This window comes from Roseomonas sp. CECT 9278, from assembly GCF_918698155.1.
Lineage (GTDB): Bacteria > Pseudomonadota > Alphaproteobacteria > Acetobacterales > Acetobacteraceae > Neoroseomonas.
In genome coordinates this window covers 34,839-55,480 of sequence record NZ_CAKKLX010000016.1, presented here as the reverse complement: position 1 = coordinate 55,480, position 20,642 = coordinate 34,839, and the positions used below count along the sequence as shown (strand labels likewise).

The window sequence follows — 20,642 nt, the reverse complement described above, 5'->3', positions numbered from 1 at the left end:
GTTCAGCCCCGCGCCGGGGGCTGCGGCGTCGGGCGCGGCGGCGGTGGTGCATCGACCGGCGCGGGGTTGACCGGCTGGCCGGGGCGCACGCGCTGGAGCCCCTCGACCACCACCGTCTCGCCGCCCTGCAGCCCGCCCTCGATCACCGCGCGCTCCGGCGTGGAACGCCCGAGCGTCACGTTGCGCCGCGTTGCGACATTGCCCTGGCCCACCACGAAGACGAAGGCGCCTTGCTGGTCCTGCAGCACGGCGGCGCGCGGCAGCGTGATGGCCATGACCGGCTCGGCGCCTTCCACGGTGACACTGACGAACTGCCCGTCCACCAATTCGCGCGGCGAGACGCTGGAGGCCTGGCCACCCACCTGGCGGATCGGGTTGGGGATCAGCGCGCGCACCAGGATGGTGTCGGTGTTGCGGTCGATCTGGTTGTCCACGAAGTCGATCCGACCGGTCTCGGGGAAGTTCCGCCCATCGGTGGTGCGGATGCGCACCAGCACGGCGGTCGGCCCGCCGCGCCCCTCGAAGCGGTTGCGCAGTTCGAGCGCGGTGCGCTGGCTCACCGCGAAGGCCACGCGCATCGGATCCTGGCTGACGATGGTGGACAGCGTGCCGGCATCCGGCCCCACCACATTGCCCACCGCCAGCACCGACCGGCCGATCTGCCCGGCGATCGGCGCCGTGATCTCGGTATAGCCCAGGTTGATCTGCGCCACCCGCACGGCGGCCTCGGCCGCGAGCACATTGGCCGCGGCGGTGCGTTCCAGCGCCAGCGCATTGTCCAGCGCCACCTGCGTGCCGGTGCCGGTCTGGCGCAGTTCCCGCGCGCGGGACAGCGCGACACGGGTATTCTCCAGCGTCGCATTGGCGCCCGCCAGGTTGGCCTGGGCCTGCTCGACCTGCGCCTGGAAGGGCGCGCGTTCGAGCCGGTAGAGCACCTCGCCCTCGGTCACGTCGCCGCCCTCGCGGAACAGGCGCTCCTGCAGGAAGCCGGTGACGCGGGCGCGGATATTGACGCGGTCGGTCGCCTCGACCCGGCCGACGAATTCGATGGTCTCGGTGATCGGCCGGCGCTCGGCCACCTGCACGCCCACTGCCGGCGGGCCCTGGGGGCCGAACTGGGCGGCGGCGGGAAGGCTCGCGGCCAGCAGCAGCGCGAAGGCACCAGCCAGGGAACGCAGGGTGACGTTCGGGATCATCCCTTGGTCATGTCGCGTTGCAGCATGCCGCGTCAAGCCGCGTTACGATGAACCATGCCGGGCGGCCGGTCCGGCGCGCTTCAATGGGCGACGAAAACCGGGCATGGCGCCGCATGCAGCAGGCGCCGCGTGGCCGAACCGGTGAACAGCGCGCGCAGCCCGCTGGTCTCGAAGGACCCCATCACCAGCAGGCGGGCCGGCATGGCGGCGGCCTCGGTCAGCAGGGCATCCACCGGGCGCGCGCCGTCCAGCGCCAAGGGCTGCGCCGCCATGCCATGGGCGCGCAGGTAGCCCGCGGCCTCCTCGGCCAGGCGCGTGGCCTCGGCCCGGGTCTCCGCGACCGACAGCACCGTCACCGGCAGGTCCCCGGCCAGCCCCAGCAGCGCGAACAACTGGATCGCGCGCATCGCCGGGATGGAGCCGTCATAGCCGACCAGCACGCCGCCGGCCGTCACCGGCGGGCCGGGCGGCACCACCAGCAACGGGCGCGCGCCGTCATGCAGCAGGGCCTCGATCACCGGCGCCAGGCCGTCGGGGCAGTCCTCGAGCCCGAGGGTCGAGTCGCGGCCGATCACGATCAGGTCGTGCGACACGCCGGCGGCGAGCAGCGCGGGTTCCGGCGCGTCGGTCAGGCGCAGGCGGGTGAAGCGCATGTCGCCGGCCGCGGCGGTGCAAGCGGCGAAGGCGGCCTCGGCCTCTTCCTCGGCGCGCCTGGTGCGGGCGGCGTCGCGGCGCTCCTTGAAGGCGGCGGCGCCGGCGGGCACCGCCTCATGCGCGTCGCGCACATGCGGCCAGTCGAGCACGGTGGCGGCGGTCAGCGACGCGCCGGTGCGGTGCGCGAGGTCGATGGCAAGGTCGCGGGCACGCCGCGCACCATCGGTGTCGTCCAACGCGACCAGGATCGAACGGATCATTCCCGCTTTTACAACGGTTCCCCCCGACCGCGGAAGTCAGGCGCGGATCAGCCGCAGCCGGAGGGTCCGGCTCGCCAGGTCGATGGCGGCGACCATCACCAGGATCATCAGCACGATGAAGGCGGCCTCGTCCCAGTTGTTGATGCGGATGCGGTCGGACAGTGCCAGGCCGATCCCGCCCGCCCCCACGATGCCAAGCACGGTCGAGGACCGCGCATTGGATTCCAGCGTGTAGAGCACCTGCGCCAGCATCACCGGCGCGACCTGCGGCAGCAGGCCGATCCGCACCGCCAGCAGGCGTCCCGCGCCGGCCGCGCGCACCGCCTCCACCTGGCGGCGGTCGGCGCTCTCCAGCGCCTCGCTGAACAGCTTGGCCAGCGTGCCGGTATCGGGCACCGCCAGCGCCAGGATGCCGGCGAAGGGGCCCAGCCCGACCGCCGAGACGAAGATCAGCGCCCAGATCAGCGTGTCGATGCCGCGCAGCCCGTCATAGACGCGCCGCACCGAGAACCGCAGCAGCGCGCTGCCCACCACGTTGCCGGCGCCCAGCAGCGCCAGCGGCAGCGCCGCCACCACCGCCAGCACCGTGCCCAGGAAGGCCATGGCCAGGCTTTCGGCCAGCCCGTGCAGCAGGTCGGGGAAGGCGCCACCCGCCGTGGGCGGCCACATCAGCGCGACCAGCCAGCCGAGCCGCGACAGCCCCGCCCAGATGCGCTCGGGCGACGCGTCGATGCGCCACAGCCCGGCCAGCAGCAGCACGAAGCCGAGCGCGAAGATCAGCGGTGTCGCGCCCAGCCGCCTCATGCCGCGCGCGCGCCCAGCACGCGGGCGCGCAGCCGACCGCACAGCAGGTCGATGGCGGTCACGGTCAGCAGGATCAGCACCAGGATCGCCGAGATGTCCTGGTATTCGAATTGCCGCACCGCGAGGTACAGCTCCTCCCCAATGCCGCCGGCGCCGACGATGCCGAGCACGCTGGCTTCACGCACATTGATCTCGAAGCGCAGCAGGCCATAGGACAGCACGCCGGGCAGCGACTGCGGCAGCACGCCATAGCGCATCTGCGCGGGCCAGGACCCGCCGGCGGCGCGCACGCCCTCGACCGGACCGAGCGCGACATTCTCGTGTTCCTCGGCGAACAGCTTGCCCAGCGCGCCGGCGGTATGCACCGCGATCGCCAGCACGCCGGCGAAGGCGCCCAGGCCGAAGGCGTAGACAAACACCAGCGCGAGCACCAGCGTGGGCACGGTCCGCATGAATTCCAGCACGCGCCGCACCAACTGCACGACCGGCCCGGGCGCCAACGTGGCGGCCGCCGGGAAGGACAGCAGCAGCGCCACGCCACCCCCCAGCACGGTGCCGACATAGGCCATCAGCAGCGTGTCACCGAGCAAGGCGACCCAGTCGCGAAAGCCCCACATCCAATAGGCGATGTCGGTGCCCGCGGTGGACCACGCGATGTCGGGCAGCGTGCGGTAGATGTAGTCCCAGGCCAGCGGAACACCGCGCACCAGGCGCGTGACGCTGACCTCGCCGATCCAGGCCGACCCCAGCACCGCGGCGGCGAAGGCGGCGGCGGCCAGCGCAAGGCGCCAGCGCTGCCGCGTCCGCGCGGCGCGCCAGCGCCCCTCGACCGCGAGGACGGCGCCGGCGGTCACGCTCAGCTGCGCCGTTCGCGGCGCCGCTGCGCGTTCTCCTCGAGGATCGCCATGATGTCGAGGTAGTCCTCGTGCTTCGCGGGCGCCAGGCCGCGGGCATTGGACGACATCTCGCGGAACGCCTGCGGTTCGCGTTCCGGCATCGCGGCGAAGGCGGCCGTGACGTCGCGGCGGAAGGCTTCCGGCAGGTCCATGCGGACCACGATCGGGCTGTTCGGAATGAGCGGCGAACGCCAGATCACGCGCACGGCATTGGCCGGGATCATGCCCTTCTCGACCATGCGCTGGAAGGTGTTGCGGTCCTCGTTGGAATAGGCAACCACGGCGGCATCGTAGGTACCGTTGATCACGGCGATGACGTTCTGCTCGTGGCTGCCGGCGAAGCCGGTGCGCGAGAAGTATGTGGCGGGGTCCATGCCCTGGCGGCGCAGGAACCAGCCCGGCACCTGGAAGCCGGAGGTCGAGTTCGGATCGCTGAAGCCGAGCGTCTTGCCGCGCAGGTCTTCCAGCCGCTGCACCGGGCTGTCGGCCTTCACGATCATCACCGAGTGGTAGCCATCGAGCCCGGCATTGTCGATGTAGCGGAAGATCGGCGCGACCCGTTCGCCCATCACGCGACGCGCCAGCCCGTAGGAGGCCGGGCCAAGATAGGCGAGTTCGGCATGGCCCGAGCGCATCGCCTCGACCACCGCGGCGTAGTCGGACCCGCGGAACACGCGAAAGGGCACGCCCAGCGATTGCGCCATGTAGCCCGACAGGCCTTGCAGGCGCGCGATGGCGTCGCGTTCGTTCTCGACCGAGATCATGCCGTAGCGCACTTCGCGCAGGCTGGCGCGCCAATCGGCCTGGGCGGCGGCGGCGCGCGGCAGCAGGCCGAGCGCAGGCAGGGCAAGGGCGGTGCGGCGGAGAATCATGGCGGGCTCCCGGTCTTTGGCCCGCAGCGCGTGCCATGGCGTCTGCGATGACGGGATGACGGACCGATGAAGAAGCCGTGACGTCGCGCGCTGGTGCGGACAAGCCGCGCGGCCGTCCGTTCAGCGCGGCCCGGGCAGGCGCAGGAAGGCGAGCGTGCAGGCCACCAGCGCCACCGCGAAGACCAGCAGCGCCGCGCCCACGCCGCCTGCCGCGGCTGCCGCGCCGGATGCCGCCTGCAGCACCGCCGCGCCGCCGAAGAACGACATGTTCATCGCCGACAGCGCACGCCCCACGCGTTCGGGCGGCACCGCCGCGCGCACCAGCGCGAAGCAGATCACCTGCAGGGAAATCAGCAGCCCGAATCCCGCCAGCACCACCGCATCCGCGCCCGCGCCCCAGCCCAGCGCGCCGCCCAGCACCAGCAGCCCGATCATCGCCGCACCGCCGAGATGCCCGACCACCAGCAGGGCGCGCCGATGCGCCTGGAAACGCCGTTCCAGCAGCCCTGCCACCGCCGGGCCGATGATCAGCGCGACGGTGCAGGCGAGCAGCACATGGCCGGCTTCGAGGCGCGGCAGCCCCTTCACCTCCATCAGCCAGGGCCCGCCCCACAGCCCGCGCACGCCCAGCACCGCGGCGAAGGAGGCGAAGGCGATCACCACCGGGCCGCGGATGTCGCGCGACAGCGCGAGTGTGACGACGTCGCGCGCATCCTCCGCGACCGACCGCCGTGCCTGTGCAGGCGCGACGCTTTCGCGCACGATGGCCGCCACCGCCGCCATCGCGCCGAGCGCGAGCAGCGCGCAGGCCACATAGCCCGCGCGCCAGCCGGCATGGTCCACCAGCAGCGCAAGGGGGCTGGCCGACAGCAGCATCCCGGTATTGCCGAAGGCCTGGATGACACCGCCCCACAGACCGAATTTCTGCGGCGGCAGGTTCTTCGCCGCATAGGTGATGGGGCACATCAGCATCCCCGAACACCCGATGCCCAGCACCGCCTGCGCCGCCAGCATCGACCACGGGCCGGTCGCCACCGCCGCCAGCAGCGACCCCACCGCCGAGACTCCCATCAGCGCCAGCGCCGTGCGCTTCACGCCGTAGCGATCGAGCGCCACGCCCACCGGCAGCATGGCCAGCGCGAAGGCCGCCGGAAACGCGCCGGTCAGCGCGCCGAGCCCCTCCGCGGACAGGCCGAGGTCGCGCTGCAGCACATCCGCCGCCATCGCCGGCACCGTGCGCACCGCGTTGGAGAAGACATGGCCGAGCGCGAGCGCCAGGACGGACAGCCCGAGCAGGTCCAACCCGTCAGTTCCGGAACATCTTGCCGGGATTCATGATGCCGCGCGGATCGAGCGCGACCTTCACGCTGCGCATCACCGCGAGCGCTTCCGGCCCGTGTTCCTGTTCGAGGAATTCGCGCTTGCCCATGCCGATGCCGTGCTCGCCCGAACACGTCCCGCCCAGCGCCAACCCCTGCGCGACGATGGCGCGATCGAGCGCCCAGGCGCGTTCCAGCCCCTGCTGGTCGCCTTCCGGAAACAGGATCAGGCAGTGGAAATTGCCATCGCCCACATGGCCGACGATGCAGGATGTCAGGCCCGAGGCCAGCGCCGTTTCCTTCGCCTGCACCACCGCTTCCGCCAGGCGCGAGATGGGTACGCAGACATCGGTGGTGATGCCGCGATGCCCGGGCTTCAGCGCCACCGCCGCCCAATAGGCATCGTGGCGCGCCTGCCAGAGCCGGTTGCGGCTCTCGGCATCCGTCGCCCAGGCGAAGCCCTGCGCGCCGAAGTCGGTGGCGATCGCCTCGACCGATTCCGCCTGTTCCTTCACCGACGCATCGGTGCCGTGGAATTCCAGGAACAGCGTGGTCAGCGGCGTGAAGCCCGTGAGCTTCGAATAGCGGATGCAGGCCTCCATCTGGTCCGCATCGAGCAATTCGATGCGTGCCACCGGAATGCCGGCCTGCATGACGGTGATGACTGTCTCGACCGCCGCGGCCAGGGTGGGGAACTGGCACACCGCGGCGGACATCGCCTCCGGGATGCCATGCAGGCGCAGGCGAATCTTGGTGATGACGCCGAGCGTCCCCTCGGAGCCGATGAACAGCCTGGTCAGGTCGTAGCCGTTCGATGCCTTGCGCGTGCGCCCGCCGGTCTCGATCACGCGGCCATCGGCCAGCACGACTTCGAGGCCCAGCACATTCTCCCGGATGGTGCCGTAGCGCACCGCATTGGTGCCCGACGCGCGTGTGGCGCACATGCCGCCGATGCTGGCATGACTGCCGGGATCGACCGGGAAGAACAGGCCCTTGTCGCGCAGGAAGGCGTTCAGCTCCTGCCGCGTCACGCCCGGTTCGATGAGGACATCCATGTCCTCCTCGTTCAACTCCAGCACCGCCTTCATGCGCGACAGGTCGAGCGAGACGCCCGCGCGCACCGGGTTCACATGCCCTTCCAGCGACGTGCCGGCACCAAACGGCGTCACCGCCACGCCATGCTGGTGGCACAGCGCCAGGATGCGGCTGACCTCCTCGGTCGTCTCCACGAAGGCGACGGCGTCGGGCAGGGTCGGCGTGGTGGTGTCCTCGCCGCGCGAATGCTGTTCGCGCACGCTGGCATTGGTGCTGAGGCGCTCGCCGAGGATGGCGCGCGCGGCGGCAATGACGGTATCGGCCGGGGTGGTCATGGTGGTCACTCCTCCCGCCGCAGCGGGCCGGTCAGGCAATGCGGGCCGCCGCCACCCGCGGTGAACAGCGACAGGTCGGGGTCGAGTACGTCCAGCCCCTCCGCACGCAGCGCGGCGTTCAGCGCGGCTGATCCGCGCGCCGACACCACGCGCCCGCGGCCGAGCGCGAGGATGTTGCACCCCAGCGCCATTGCGTCGCGATAGGCCACGTCGATGCAACGGATGCCGTGTGCCGCCAGCCAGGCGACGAAATCCGGGTCCAGCACATCGAGGCACGCCACCGCCAGGCCGGGTGCGGCCAGGCAGAACAGCACATCCAGGTGCAGGAAGTGTTCGTCGAAGCTCTCGATGCGGACCTCCCAGCCTTCGGCGCGCAGCCAGGCGGCGAATTGCTCGGCGCCCGCCAGGTCGGTGCGGCCGCCCGAAGCGCCCACCACCGCGACACCCGGCTTCAGGATGTGGATGTCGCCGCCTTCCAGCGTGCCGGCGGACGACTTCCGCCACAAGGTGCCGCCGTGGAAATCGATCACGCCCGCATATTCGCCGCGCCGCTGCGGGCGTTCGAGCTGGCACAGCACCGCGCCCCAGGGCGTGACCACCGCGGAATCCCGCGTATAGACCATGTAGGGGAGGTGCGGCTCCGGCGGCAGCACATGCACCCGCGCGCCACCCTGGCGCAGCGCAGCGACCAGCTCCGCATGCTGCGCGGCCAGCGCCAGCGCGGAAGGCTGCTGCGCCTCCGCAAGCGTGCGCGTCTGATCGGCGCCCGCAAGCGTGCGCGTCTGATCGGCGCCCGCAAGCGTGCGCGTCTGATCAGCGCCCGCAAGCGTGCGCGTCTGATCGGCGCCCGCAAGCGTGCGACGCACGATGCTGTTGGTCGGGATCCAGCGGTAGTGATCGGGCGGGCAGACCAGCACATCGGTCAGCACGCCGGTCTCGGAGGAGACGGTCCAGTCGGCCATGCCGCGCACCCTGCCGCGCGCAGGACTGACCGTCCAGCCGCGCGTTTGACGCGCCCCGGACCCCGTCCTAGCGTCCGCGCCATAGCAGCCAGCACAGAGGAAACGGCGCCATGGCGAATGCGGTCAAGGAAGCGTGGAAGGCCGGCAAGGCCGTGGTGAACGGGTGGCTCGCCATCCCGAACGCGTTCAGCGCCGAGATGTATTCCAAGTGCGGCTGGGATTCCGTCACCGTCGACATGCAGCACGGCGTGCAGGACTACCTGTCCTGCGTCGCCTGTTTCCAGGGCATCCAGCCCTCCGGCGCGGTGCCGATGGTGCGCGTGCCGTGGAACGAACCCGGCATCGTGGGCAAGGTGCTCGACGCCGGCGCCTACGGCGTGATCTGCCCGATGGTGAACACCGAGGAAGAGGCCCGCGCCCTGGTGCAGTACTGCAAGTACCCGCCGGCCGGCACGCGCTCCAACGGCCCGATCCGTGCGGGCGCTTATGGTTCCTCGGGCGGCTACCAGAAGACCGCCAATGACGAGATCCTGGTCATCCCGATGATCGAGACCAAGACCGCGATCGAGAACATCGAGAAGATCCTCGACGTGCCCGGCATCGACGGCATCTATGTCGGCCCGTCGGACCTGTCCTTCTCCTACGGCCTCGAACCCAAGCTCGATGTCGAGGACCCGTTCATCCTGGGCATCTACGACAAGCTGCTGGCCGAGACCGCCAAGCGCGGCATCGCTGCCGGCCTGCACAACGGCAGCCCGGCCTATGCCAACAAGATGATCAAGAAGGGCTTCAAGCTGGTCACCATCGCCAATGAGGTCGGGCTGATGTGCCAGGCCGCGACGGCGGCGGTGAAGGCGGCGCGGGGCTGATGCGGGACGGCGCGGGCGCGGGTCTGCCCACCCGCGCCGACTTCCGCTTCTTCTACGAACACAAGGTCCGCTACGTCGAGCTCGACACCCAGGGCATCGTGTTCAACGCGCATTACCTGACCTGGTACGACGAGGCGGTGTCGGACTACATCCGCGCCGCCGGCTACGGCGACGACATGCGCGTGCCAGGCGCCGATTTCCACGTCGTCCGCGGCCTGGTCGAATACAAGGTGGCGGTGGGCCGGCGCGCCGAGATCGACATCGGCGCGCGCTGCACGCGCATCGGGCGGTCATCCGTGGCGTTCCAGCCCGCCATCTTCCCGAAGGGCGCGGACACGCTGCTCGCCACCGGCGAGATCGTCTGGGTGCTGACCGACCAGGCGACACGCCGCCCGATCCCGATCCCGGCCGGCATGCGCGACGCCCTCGGCCGCTTCGAAGGCGTCGATTTCAACGCCTAGCGCCGCTTCCGCTCGCCTTCGCTCGCTGCAACGTCTCTAGTCCTATGCTCTTGCGAGCATCTTCACCCGGTCAGATGATTCCCTCTGATCGGGACCTGCCCTCGGTCGCAGGCCCCGGAGGCCATGGGATGGACACCGACTACCTTGTCATCGGTGCCGGATCGGCCGGCTGCGTCGTTGCGGCGCGACTGTCCGAGACCGGCGCGCGGGTCACGCTGCTCGAAGCCGGGCCGCGTGACCGCCACCCCTGGATCCACATCCCCGCGGGGATGCTGAAGCTGCTGCAGAACCAGTCGCTGATGAACTGGGGCTATGTCGCGGAACCCGACCAGGCGGTGAACGGCCGCGAGATCCGCTGGCCGCGCGGGCGCACGCTGGGCGGCACGTCGTCGATCAACGGCATGCTGTACGTCCGCGGCAATCCGGCGGATTTCGACATCTGGGCGCAGATGGGCTGCCGCGGCTGGTCATGGCAGGACGTGCTGCCGCATTTCCGCCAGTCCGAGACCTACCGCAACGGCGGCGACCCCGCGATCCGCGGCACCGACGGCCCGCTCCAGGTCGAGGACTACCGCACCATCCTGCCGTTGACCCACCGCTTCATCGAGGCCGCGCAGCAGGCCGGCCACCCCTTCCGCGCCGACCTGAACGGCGAGGACCAGGAGGGCGCGGGCTATTCGCAGATGACGCGCGTCGGCCGCTGGCGTGGGTCGACCGCGCGCACCTACCTGCGTGGCGCCGGCGACCGCGTGCGGGTCATCACCGAAGCCCAGGTCAGTCGCCTGCTGTTCGACGGGCGCCGCTGCATCGGTGCGGAATACCGCCAGGGCGGCGCGCTGCACCGCATCTTCGCGGCGCGCGAGACCATCCTGTCCGGCGGCGCGGTGAATTCGCCGCATGTGCTGCAGGTCTCGGGCATCGGCCCGGCCGACCACCTGCGCGCGCTGGGCATCGATGTGCTGGCGGACATGCCGGCGGTCGGCGCGAACCTCCAGGACCACTTCGTCTCCCGCGTGCAGCATCGCGTGAAGGACGGGCTCAGCACCAACCAGCTCGCGCGTGGCCTCCGGCTGGCCGGCGAGGTCGCGCGCTTCGTCCTGCGCGGCACTGGCGCGCTGACCTTCGGCGTCACCACCGCGCAGGTGTTTGCGCGGTCGCGCGAGGGGCTGGAAAGCCCCGACCTGCAATTGCTGTTCACGCCGGCCTCCTACGCGCTCGGCACCTTCGGCGTGCTGGAGAAGGAACCCGGCATGACCTGCGCCATCTGCCCGGTGAAGCCGGACAGCCGCGGGTCGGTGCTGGCGCGCTCGGCCGATCCGTTCGAGAAGCCGGCGATCCGGCCGAACTACCTCTCGGCGCGATCCGACCAGGCGTTGCTGGCGGCCGGCATCCGCATGGTGCGCGACATCTTTGCGCAGCCCGCCATCGCGCGGCACAGCGTGCAGGAAATCCTGCCCGGGCCGGGCGTGGCGTCGGATGACGAATTGCTCGCCTTCAACCGCCAATACGGCACCACGATCTACCACCCGGTGGGCACCTGCCGCATGGGCGAGGGGCCGGACGCCGTGGTGGACAGCCGCCTGCGCCTGCGCGGCTTCGACGGGCTGCGGGTGATCGACGCCTCGGTGATGCCGACGCTGACCACCGGCAACACCAATGCGCCGACCATCATGATCGGCGAGAAGGGTGCGGCGATGATCCGCGAGGACGCCGCGTAGCGCCGTTTCGCGAGCCTCTTCACCCGATCGTGTGATTCCACCCGATCGGGGTCTGTTCTAGCCGACCCGCGCCAGCGCCCGCACCGCCACCGTCACCGCTGCCAGGTCCCGCGCCCCCGCCGCATCGCGCACCAGTGCGGCGACATGCGCCGCCTCCGGCGCCTGGCCGCGCAGATGCAGGGCCGCCAGGTGGGCCTGGCTGGCGCCGACTTCCTCGGCCAGCGCGGCGCGCGCGCGCGGGCCGAAGGCGCCGGGTGCGGGCGCCGCGGCGATCGCACCGCGCAGGGTATCGAGCGCGAAGCGGGATTCCACCTCGCCCCAGGCCGCCGCCGCCGCCGCCGCATCCACCCCGGCCCGCCCGGCCAGGCGCACCACCGCGGGTGCGGCCGCCAGCCGAGGCGCGGCCGCCGCCAGCAGCCCGGCATCCGCCGGCAGCCCCGGCGCCGGTGCGGCATGTGCGGCAGCGGCCGCCGCCAGCGCGGCAATCCCCGGCCGCAGTGCGGCCAAGGCTTCCTCCAGCGGCTGCGCGGGAGCAGCAAGCAGGTCCTGCGCCGCCGCTTCCTGCAGGCGCCGCAGCGACAGCAGCGCGGCAAGCCGCGTGTCGGCCGGCGCATCGGCCGCGTCGATCGCATCGCAGGCGGCTTCCAGGCCGAAGGCCTCGGCCGCCAGCAGCGCGGCGCGGCAGGCCGCGACCGGGTCGGCCGCCATGGTCAGCCGCGCCAGCGCCGCGCAGCCCAGCCGGTTGGCCACCGCATTCGCCACGATGGTCGCCACCAGGTCGCGGCGCAGCCGATGGCGTTCGGCGAAGCGCGCATAGCCTTCCTGCAAGGGCCGCGGGAAATACGCCATCAGCGCGGGCAGCAGCGCCGGTTCGTCGGGCAGGGTGGACTCCGCCAGCGCATCGGTCAGCCACAGCTTCGCGAAGGGCAGCAGCGCCGCAATCTCGGGGCGGGTCAGCGCATCGCCGGCACCGATGCGCCGCGCCATGCCGGCCGCATCGGGCAGCCCCGCCACCGCGCGGTCGAGCAGCCCGGCCTGTTCCAGCCGCTCCATCAGCACCGCCTGGGCGGGCAGGTCCTCCGCGCCGCCCATCGCTTCCAGCGTGACGGCGATGGATTGCTGGGCGTTGTCGCGCAGCACCAGGGCGGCGACCTCGTCGGTCATCTCGCGCAGCAATTCGTCGCGGTTGCGCCGCGTCAGCACGCCATCGGCCTCGGCATCCGCGAGCAGGATCTTGATGTTCACCTCGTGGTCCGAGGTCGAGACACCGGCGGAATTGTCGAGCGCATCGGTGTTGATGCGGATGCCCAGACGCGCCGCCTCGATGCGGCCGGCCTGCGTCACGCCGAGATTCGCCCCCTCGCCGACGATGCGCGCGCGGATCTGCGCGCCGTCGATGCGGATGGCGTCGTTGGCGCGGTCGCCGGCATCGGCCTGCGTCTCGGTGGCGGCCTTCACATAGGTGCCGATGCCGCCGAAATAGAGCAGGTCCGCTTCCATCCGCAGGATCGCCTGCATGATGGCGGCGGGTTCCGCGCGGTCCGCGGCGATGCCCAGCATGGCCTGCGCCTGCGCGCTCAGCGGCAATGACTTCGCAGTGCGCGCGAAGACCCCGCCGCCCTCGCTGATCAGCCGCGCCTCGTAATCCGCCCAGGAGGACCGCGGCAGGCGGAACAGCCGCTCGCGCTCGGCAAACGACACCGCGGGATCGGGCGAGGGATCGAGGAAGATGTGGCGATGGTCGAAGGCCGCGCGCAGCCGCGTCTGGCGCGACACCAGCAGCCCATTGCCGAACACGTCGCCCGACATGTCGCCGACGCCCACCATGTCGAAGGGCGCATCCTGCACGGAACGACCGAGCACTTCCTGGAAATGCCGGTCGATCATCACCCAGGCGCCGCGCGCGGTGATGCCCATGCCCTTGTGGTCGTAGCCGGCGGAACCACCGCTCGCGAAGGCATCGCCGAGCCAGAAGCCATATTCAGCCGACAGCCCGTTCGCGATGTCGCTGAAGGTCGCGGTGCCCTTGTCGGCGGCGGCGACGATATAGGGGTCGTCGCCATCGCGCCGCACGATGCCCGGCGGCGTCACCACCGCCGTGCCCTGGTAGTTGTCCGCCAGGTCCAGCATGGAGCGCACCAGCGTGCGGTAGCAGGCGATGCCCTCGGCCTGGAACGCCTCGCGGTCGGTCATCGGCGGCGGGTGCTTCAGCACGAAGCCGCCCTTCGCCCCGGTCGGCACGATGATGACGTTCTTGAGCCGCTGCGCCTTCATCAGGCCGAGGATCTCGGTGCGGAAATCCTCCCGCCGGTCGGACCAGCGGATGCCGCCGCGCGCCACCGGGCCGGCGCGCAGGTGGCAGCCTTCCATGCGCGGGGAATGCACGAAGATCTCGCGCCAGGGGCGCGGTGCCGGCATCTCGCCGGCCAGCGCGCTGTCCAGCTTGAAGGCCAGGTAGTCCTTGCCCTGGAAGAAATTGGTCCGCAGCATCGCGTCGAGCGTGACGCGCAGGCGCGTCAGGATGCGGTCCTCGTCGGGGTTCTCGACGGCATCGAGCAGCATCGCCCAGGCGGCCTCGGCCTTGGACGTGTCGCGATCCGTCGCGGCGGGGTCGAAGCGGCGGTGGAAGATCTCGACCAGCAGCCGCGCGGCCTCAGGATGCGCGGACAACGCCGCCTCCACCGAGGCCTGCGCGAAGGGAAAACCGACCTGCTTGGCCCAGCGGAACATTGCGCGCAGCAGCCAGCATTCGCGCCAGTCGAGCCCGGCCCGCAGCACCAGGCGGTTGAAGCCATCGGCTTCCGCCGAGCCCTCCAGCAGCGCGCCCAGGGCACCGAGGATTTCGTCGAACCGATCCTCGGGGCAATCGGCGCCGGCCTCCAGCCGATAGACATGCAGCACGACCTGCGGCGCCTGCACGGGCGCCAGCAGGTAGGGCTGCTCCTCGATCGCCCGCAGGTCGAGGCTTTCGAACAGCGGCAGCGCATCCGCCAGCGCCAACGGCGCGGCTGGATTGGCCAGGCGCAGCGTCAGCGACCGCGGCCCGGCGCCAGGTGCGCGCTGCAGGTCGGCGCGCGCGCCCCCCGCGGCGATCGCGCGTTCCGCGAGCAGGATGTCGGCAACCCCCTGCGCTGCGGTCGTCGCCTCGCGATAGGCGCCGGGGAAGGCGTCACGCCAGCGGGCCAGCACGGCGGCGGCCTCGGCTTCGCCGCGCGTCGCCGACAGCGCCTCCGACAGCCGCTCGGCGAAGCCGCGCGCAGCCTGCGCGATGGCGGCTTCCAGCGCGCCGACATCGACATGGGGCACCGCGCCGGGTCGCGTCGCGACGATGTAGTGCACCCGCGCCAGCGGCGCGTCGCCGAGCGCGATGTAGTAGGCTGACAACCGCCCGTCATAGGCGCGCGCCACGGTCTGCCCCACGCGTTCGCGCAGGCGCGTGTCGAAGGTGTCGCGCGGCAGCCAGGCGATGGCGGAGACGAAGCGTTCGAACGGGTCGTGCCGGACGATCAGCGCGGCGCGCGGACGGATGGTGAGGTCGAGCGCGCGGCGCGCCCCGGCCAGGATCGCCGCCTCCGGCGCCTGGAACAGCTCGTCGCGCGGCCAGGTGTCCAGGATGTTGCGCAGCGCGCGCCCGTCATGGCTGTCGGGCTCGACGCCGGCCATCTCCAGGATGGTGTCGCATTTGCGCCGCAGCAGCGGGATCGACCGCGGATTGCGGTTGTACGCCGCCGCCGCGAACAGGCCGAGGAACAGCCGCCCGCCCACCACCTGGCCGGCGGCGTCGAAGATGCGCGTCGCCACCACGTCGGCATGCTGCGGGCGATGCACGGTCGCGCGCATGTTCGCCTTGGCAACGGTCACCGGCGTCGGGTTCGCCAGCGCGCCACGCACCGCCGGCGGAATCGCGGACAGGTCGCGCAAGGCGTCGAAGACCGGCACGGCGGCGTCGGTCAGCAGGCCCAGATTCTCCGCCGCCACCACGCTGATCGCCCCGTCCGGCCCGACGGTGAAGCGACGATGGCCGAGCAGGACGAAGTTCTCCTCGACCAGCCAGCGCAGGAAGGCGGCGGCCTCGTCGGCCTCGGGCCCGCCCGGGGCGGCGACCTCGGCCTCGGCGCCGCGCAGCAGCGCGAGCATGGCCGGGAAGCCCGCGGTGGCGGCGCGCACATCCGCCATGGCACGCACCAGCGCGGCTTCCAGCGCATCGAGCCCCTCGGTGCCGCGCGGTGGCGTGCCGGACAGCACGGGGCCGGCGGCACCCAGGGTCACCCGCATCATGCTCTCGCGCGCCGGGGATGCGCCGTCGATCGCCACCAATTGCCCTGCCGCATCGCGCTGCACGCGCACGATGGGGTGCAGCAGGGACGCGACCGCGCGCCCATGCAGCGCCAGCGCGGCCAGCACCGAATCGACCAGGAAGGGCATGTCGTCGGTGACGACCTCGGCCACCGGGCGCGGGCCGTTGCCCGGGCCGGGCGGCAGCACGCGGACCTTGGCGACGCCCGGGCTGCGGTCCTGCGCGAAGGCAAACAGGGACGCGGCGGCGGCGGCCAGCGCCTCGGGCGGTTCGGCGGCGAGTTCGGGCGTCGGCACCGCGGCGTGCAGGTCGCGCAGCAGGCGGGCGGCGTCCGGCGGCAGGGCGGGCGCCAGGCGCGCCAGGGCTTCATCGGCCGCGCGCAGGACCTCGGCACGGGTGGTATCCGCCGCGCCCGGCATGTCGTTCGCCATGGTTTCCTCCGTTTCGCCGCCGCGCCAGCCTGCGCCGGCGGGCCTTGCCGCGTCCAGACTTGACCCTGACGCACCGCGGCCGGGCAGGCTAGGATGCGCCGCATGAAGATGACGTTGCAGGACCTGCTGTCGCCGGTCACGCCCGAACGGTTCCTGGCCGACCACTACGACCGCGCGCCGCTGCACATCCAGGGCAGCCCGGACAAGTTCGCCGGCGTGCTCGACTGGGCGGGCATCAACCGGCTGCTCGACATGACGCATGCCTGGACCGAGACCAGCCTGAAGCTGGTGCTGGACAGCGCGCCGGTGCCGCCGGCCAGCTACAGCGTGAAGGCGGTCTCGCGCGATCGCGCGCAGGTGCTCCAGCCGGTGGCGGCCAAGGTGCAGGACTGGGTCCGGCGCGGTGCGTCGGTCGTGATGAACGACGTGGACAGCCTGACACCCGGCCTGGCCGCCGTGTCGGACGCGCTGGAAGGCGCAGGCTTCGGCAAGGCGCAGGCCAACGTCTATATCTCGTGGCAGTCGCACAAGGCGTTCCATTCGCACTACGACACCCACGATGTCTGGGCGGTGCAGGTGGAGGGCGAGAAGACCTGGAACATCTGGGAAGGCCGCGCCGAATGGCCGATCCCGCACCCTGCCTTCCGCGGCCAGAAGCAGGACCACCATGACCAGGCCAAGGGCGCGCTGCGCGGCCAGGTCACGCTCAGGCGCGGCGACATCCTGTACCTGCCGCGCGGCTGGTACCACGATGCGCTGGCGGAAGCGCCGAATTCCGTCCATGTCGCCTATGGCGTCCATGCCCCGCTGGGGATGGATGTGCTGAACGTTCTGGTGGAACGCGCGCTGTATGACGCCGACTTCCGCAAGCCGCTGCCGCGCCAGGATGGCTCCGCCGCGGCGGCCGACGCGCTGGCGGCGCGCACGGCGCTGCTCGGCGACCGCCTGGCCGCGCTGGCGCGCGATGCGAAGGTGCAGGACGTGCTGGCCGCCTTCGTGCGCGACTACCGCTTCCAGCGCGGTGGCTACGACCTGCTCGCGGCGCGCGACGGCGCCGCCGGCACGCCCGCTGCGCCGTCCTTCCGCGTGGTCGCGGAGGCCAGGCCGGTCAGGCGCGGCACCGAGTTCGGCCTGCGCACGCCCACGGGCATCGTCGCCATGACCCTGCCCGAGGTCGAGGCCGCCGCCTGGATCGTCGCCCGCCCCGCGGTGACCGAGGCCGAGTTGCGCGGCGCCCATCCCGGCTGCGACGCGCCGGCGCTGATCGCGCGGCTGCGCGAGGCCGGCGTGCTCGCCGCATGATCCGCCTGGTCCTCGCCTTCGCGCTGCTGGCCGCACCGGCCACCGCGCAGATCCGCCCGTTCAACTGCGTCGGCGCCGAGCAGGTGGAGGACGACGTCTTCTCCGTCCCCTTCGCCCGCGGCAATGCGCGGGTGACGGATGCCGCGCGCACGCCGCTCGCAGCGGCCGAGGAACTGCTGCGGCAGAACCCCAGCCGCGTTGCCTGCCTGCTGGGCCATGCGGGCCAGGAGGGCGGGGCGACCACCTCGATCCGCCTGGCGGCCGAACGCGCGCGCGCCGTGGCGCTGGCGCTGTCCAGCCGCGGCATCGAGCGCGACCGGCTGCGCGCCGAGGCCCGCAGCGCGCAGTTCAGCCCGCGCGTGCGCGCGGCCGAACCGCCCTCCCGCACTGTCACCATCGTGGTGCTGCCGGCACCCTGACCGCGCGGCGCGCGATTTCGTGATCGCGCGACTGCATCCATCCGTGGAGGGCCTCCGTAAGGCGGTCAGCGGGGCCGATGGCGGCCTCGTTCCAACCCATGGAGAGACCGCCATGACGACTCCCCTGCGCCTGACGCTCGCCGCCTTCGGCATGGTCGCGGCTGCCGCGCCGCTGCAGGCCGCCACGCTGCTGGGCCTGACCGCCGACAACGCGCTGGTGCGCATCGACAGCGAGACGCGCCGTGCGAGCGCGCCCGTGCGCATCACCGGCGCCGATGGCCGCGTCATGGGCATCGACCAGCGCCCGCAGGATGGCCGCATCTATGGCGTGACCGAGCGCGGCCAGATCGTGACCATCGACCCCGCCAATGGCCGCGCCGCGCAGGTCAGCCGCATCAGCGGCGAATTCCAGCCCGGCGGCCGTGCGGTGGTGGATTTCAACCCGGTCGCCAATCGCCTGCGCGTGATGGGCATGAACGGCATCAATCTGCGCGTGAATGTCGAGACCGGCGAGGCCGCGCGCGACGGCCAGCTGAAGTTCGCCGCCGGCACGCCCTTCGCCGAACAGGCGCCGCGCGTCACCGCCGGCGCCTATACCAACAGCATGGCGGGCGCGACCGCGACGGCGCTGTACACCATCGACACGCTGACCCGCACCTTCAACCTGCAGGCGCCGCCCAATGACGGGGTGCAGCAGCCGCGCGGCCAGGTCGCCGCCACGCTGCCGCCGGGTGTCGCCTTCGACATCCTGGCCGGCGAGGGCGGGGCCAACATGGGCTTCCTGCTGGCCGGCGGGACGCTGCACATGGTGAACCTCGAGACCGGCGCGGCCACCGCGACCGGTGCGGTGGCGGGTCTGCCCGCGGCCGAGGTGATCGACATCGCCGCGATGCGGTGACCCCTGCGCGCCCCCGGCGGGCACAACCCCCCGCGGCCAGTGCCCCCTGCCGCGGCGCCCTCCCGGGGGAAAGCGCCGGCCCGCGCCCGCATCCATCGCGATGCGGGCGCGGTGCCGCATGCGGGCGCAACAGGCGGAAGGCGCGGGCGCGCGCGACGCGCCAGGATCGCGCCATGAGCACACGCTTCCGCTGCATCCCGATGGATGCCGATTCCGCCACCCGCTTCCGTGCCACGCATCGCGATGATCGCGGCGGGGCGGTGCATGTCCGCCCGGTCGATGGGCCTGGATTTCCTTGCCGCGCCTGCCTGCGGCTGGGCCGGCCAGGCGAGACGATGCTGCTCGCGTCCTGGGATCTGCCGCTGCCGCAAGGGCCGTACTGGGCGCCCTCCCCGGTGTTCCTGCATGCGCAGGATTGCGGCGGCGCGCCGGTCGAGGATGCGCTGCCGGAGACGGTCGCGCGCAACGCCATCGTCAGCCTGCGTCACTACGATGCGGCGGGGATGTGCCTGTACGACCTCGGCGTGGTGGTGCCGGGCGAGGAGGCGGAGGCGGCACTGCGCACACGGATCGACGACCCGCGCGTGGCCTATGTGAACATCCACACCGCGCGGCCGGGCTGCTGGCTCACGCGGGTGGAGCGGTCATCCTGACGGGCCTCGCACCGCGGGCGGCGATTGCGCCGTCACTCGCCCTGCCACGACATCGCGAGGCCGAAGGCAACGAAGAACAGCAGGATGAGCACGACCAGGCCGACGACGAACTGCGTCTTGGTCAGGCCGTACGGAATTTCGTTCTTGCGGCCGAGTCCAGGCCCCTGGCCGGGCTCGAAGGTGGGGCGTTGTCCGCGATCCGGGTCCGACATGTCGCGTCAGAACCCCACCAGGTCGCCGCCCTTCAATTTCAGCATCGCCCGCGCTTCCGCCGGTGTCGCGACCTCCATCGACAGGTCCTCGATGATGCGGCGGATCTTCGCCACCTGCTGCGCGTTCGACGTGGCCGCCTGGCCCTTGCCGATCCACAGGCTGTCCTCGAGCCCCACGCGCACATTCCCGCCCATCATCGCCGCCATGGTCACGAAGGGCATCTGGTGCCGCCCGGCCGCCAGCACCGACCAGACATAGGCATCGCCGAACAGCCGGTCCGCGGTCTCCTTCATGAACATCAGGTTGCGGTGCTCGGCGCCGATGCCGCCCAGGATGCCGAAGATGGTCTGGGTGAACAGCGGCGGCTCCACCACCTTGCGGTCGAGCATGTGTGCGAGGTTGTACAGGTGGCCCACGTCGTAGCACTCGAATTCGAAGCGCGTGCCGTGGCCCTTGCCGAGCCGTTCCACCACCTGCTCGATGTCCTGGAAGGTGTTGCGGAAGATGTAGTTGGTGGTGCCTTCCAGATACGGCTTTTCCCAGTCGTGCTTGAACTGCTTCACCCGCGCGGCGGACGGCGCGATGTTGAAGTTCATGCTGCCCATGTTGAGGCTGCACATCTCGGGCTTGGCCAGCAGCGGCGCGGCCAGGCGCTCATCGAGCGTCATGCCCAGGCCACCGCCGGTCGTGATGTTGATGACCGCGTCGGTCGACTGCTTGATCACCGGCAGGAACTGCATGAACACCGCCGGGTCCGGCGTGGGCCGGCCGTCGATCGGGTCGCGCGCATGCAGGTGGATGATGGACGCGCCGGCCTCGGCGGCCGCGATCGACTGCTCGGCGATCTGCTGCGGCGTGATCGGCAGGTGCTCCGACATGGACGGCGTGTGGATCGCGCCGGTGACGGCACAGGTGATGATGACCTTGGACATGTTGCTTCCTCCGCGCTGATGCCGGCGACCTTCCGGGGCGACCGGCATGCGCGCAGGGTTGGCGGGCGTCCATCGCGTTTCGCCGCGATGGAACCTGACGTGGCCGCTGCGCGCGA

General features: G+C 71.7%; 18 protein-coding genes. 7 read left to right on the top strand and 11 right to left on the bottom strand.

The window, feature by feature from the left end:
• Window positions 1-2: 2 nt before the first annotated feature.
• The 8 genes from LQ222_RS12675 to LQ222_RS12640 all read right to left on the bottom strand — a co-directional run bounded on the left by LQ222_RS12675 (window position 3) and on the right by LQ222_RS12640 (window position 8,333).
• Entirely contained in the window at window positions 3-1,196 is a 1,194-nt protein-coding gene (locus LQ222_RS12675) for an efflux RND transporter periplasmic adaptor subunit (protein WP_230166823.1), read from the bottom strand.
• A gap of 80 nt (window positions 1,197-1,276) precedes the next feature.
• Window positions 1,277-2,110 (bottom strand): universal stress protein, encoded by an 834-nt coding sequence (locus tag LQ222_RS12670; RefSeq protein WP_230166822.1) that lies wholly within the window; start codon window positions 2,108-2,110, stop codon window positions 1,277-1,279.
• A gap of 36 nt (window positions 2,111-2,146) precedes the next feature.
• On the bottom strand, window positions 2,147-2,914 hold the full coding sequence (phnE, locus tag LQ222_RS12665) for a phosphonate ABC transporter, permease protein PhnE (RefSeq protein ID WP_230166821.1): 768 nt from the start codon (window positions 2,912-2,914) through the stop codon (window positions 2,147-2,149).
• Complete coding sequence (gene phnE / locus LQ222_RS12660; RefSeq protein WP_230166820.1) at window positions 2,911-3,768, bottom strand: phosphonate ABC transporter, permease protein PhnE; 858 nt, start codon at window positions 3,766-3,768, stop codon at window positions 2,911-2,913. Before phnE (LQ222_RS12660) ends, phnE (LQ222_RS12665) begins: the two co-directional genes overlap by 4 nt.
• A 2-nt stretch (window positions 3,769-3,770) precedes the next feature.
• Window positions 3,771-4,682: a phosphonate ABC transporter substrate-binding protein gene (gene phnD, locus LQ222_RS12655; RefSeq protein WP_230166819.1), complete on the bottom strand. Its 912-nt coding sequence runs from the start codon at window positions 4,680-4,682 to the stop codon at window positions 3,771-3,773.
• Window positions 4,683-4,802: 120 nt separating this feature from the next.
• Entirely contained in the window at window positions 4,803-5,984 is a 1,182-nt protein-coding gene (locus tag LQ222_RS12650) for an MFS transporter (protein ID WP_230166818.1), read from the bottom strand.
• Window positions 5,985-5,988: 4 nt separating this feature from the next.
• Window positions 5,989-7,371, bottom strand: a complete 1,383-nt coding sequence (locus LQ222_RS12645) for an FAD-binding oxidoreductase (RefSeq protein WP_230166817.1) — start codon at window positions 7,369-7,371, stop codon at window positions 5,989-5,991.
• 5 nt (window positions 7,372-7,376) lie between these two features.
• Complete coding sequence (locus LQ222_RS12640) at window positions 7,377-8,333, bottom strand: dimethylarginine dimethylaminohydrolase family protein (RefSeq protein WP_230166816.1); 957 nt, start codon at window positions 8,331-8,333, stop codon at window positions 7,377-7,379.
• Window positions 8,334-8,443: 110 nt separating this feature from the next.
• On the opposite strand from LQ222_RS12640, the gene LQ222_RS12635 reads away from it, so the two are divergent.
• From LQ222_RS12635 to LQ222_RS12625, 3 genes are all read left to right on the top strand, one after another.
• Window positions 8,444-9,202: an HpcH/HpaI aldolase/citrate lyase family protein gene (locus tag LQ222_RS12635; RefSeq protein ID WP_230166815.1), complete on the top strand. Its 759-nt coding sequence runs from the start codon at window positions 8,444-8,446 to the stop codon at window positions 9,200-9,202.
• Entirely contained in the window at window positions 9,202-9,663 is a 462-nt protein-coding gene (locus LQ222_RS12630; RefSeq protein WP_230166814.1) for a thioesterase family protein, read from the top strand. The genes LQ222_RS12635 and LQ222_RS12630 overlap by 1 nt, the downstream gene beginning before the upstream one ends.
• A gap of 128 nt (window positions 9,664-9,791) precedes the next feature.
• Window positions 9,792-11,381 carry a GMC family oxidoreductase gene (locus LQ222_RS12625; protein ID WP_230166813.1) on the top strand — a complete coding sequence of 530 codons (1,590 nt, stop codon included), beginning with the start codon at window positions 9,792-9,794 and terminating at the stop codon, window positions 11,379-11,381.
• A 57-nt stretch (window positions 11,382-11,438) separates the two neighbouring features.
• On the opposite strand, the gene LQ222_RS12620 is transcribed toward LQ222_RS12625, so the two are convergent.
• Window positions 11,439-16,109: an NAD-glutamate dehydrogenase domain-containing protein gene (locus LQ222_RS12620; protein WP_230166812.1), complete on the bottom strand. Its 4,671-nt coding sequence runs from the start codon at window positions 16,107-16,109 to the stop codon at window positions 11,439-11,441.
• A 102-nt stretch (window positions 16,110-16,211) separates the two neighbouring features.
• Here LQ222_RS12620 and LQ222_RS12615 point away from each other — a divergent pair, with 102 nt between their 5' ends.
• From LQ222_RS12615 to LQ222_RS12600, 4 genes are all read left to right on the top strand, one after another.
• The gene (locus tag LQ222_RS12615; RefSeq protein ID WP_230166811.1) at window positions 16,212-17,411 is read left to right on the top strand and encodes a JmjC domain-containing protein; all 1,200 of its coding nucleotides are present in this window, start codon (window positions 16,212-16,214) and stop codon (window positions 17,409-17,411) included.
• Window positions 17,408-17,830, top strand: a complete 423-nt coding sequence (locus LQ222_RS12610; RefSeq protein WP_230166810.1) for an OmpA family protein — start codon at window positions 17,408-17,410, stop codon at window positions 17,828-17,830. The genes LQ222_RS12615 and LQ222_RS12610 overlap by 4 nt, the downstream gene beginning before the upstream one ends.
• A 112-nt stretch (window positions 17,831-17,942) precedes the next feature.
• Window positions 17,943-18,728 (top strand): DUF4394 domain-containing protein, encoded by a 786-nt coding sequence (locus tag LQ222_RS12605; RefSeq protein ID WP_230166809.1) that lies wholly within the window; start codon window positions 17,943-17,945, stop codon window positions 18,726-18,728.
• Window positions 18,729-18,901: 173 nt separating this feature from the next.
• Window positions 18,902-19,381: a DUF1203 domain-containing protein gene (locus LQ222_RS12600; protein ID WP_230166808.1), complete on the top strand. Its 480-nt coding sequence runs from the start codon at window positions 18,902-18,904 to the stop codon at window positions 19,379-19,381.
• Window positions 19,382-19,413: 32 nt separating this feature from the next.
• On the opposite strand, the gene LQ222_RS12595 is transcribed toward LQ222_RS12600, so the two are convergent.
• Both LQ222_RS12595 and LQ222_RS12590 read right to left on the bottom strand, forming a co-directional pair.
• Complete coding sequence (locus LQ222_RS12595; RefSeq protein WP_230166806.1) at window positions 19,414-19,593, bottom strand: hypothetical protein; 180 nt, start codon at window positions 19,591-19,593, stop codon at window positions 19,414-19,416.
• Window positions 19,594-19,599: 6 nt separating this feature from the next.
• A complete protein-coding gene (locus LQ222_RS12590; protein WP_230166804.1) occupies window positions 19,600-20,526 on the bottom strand; it encodes a 3-keto-5-aminohexanoate cleavage protein in 927 nt (308 codons plus the stop codon).
• Window positions 20,527-20,642: the final 116 nt, after the last annotated feature.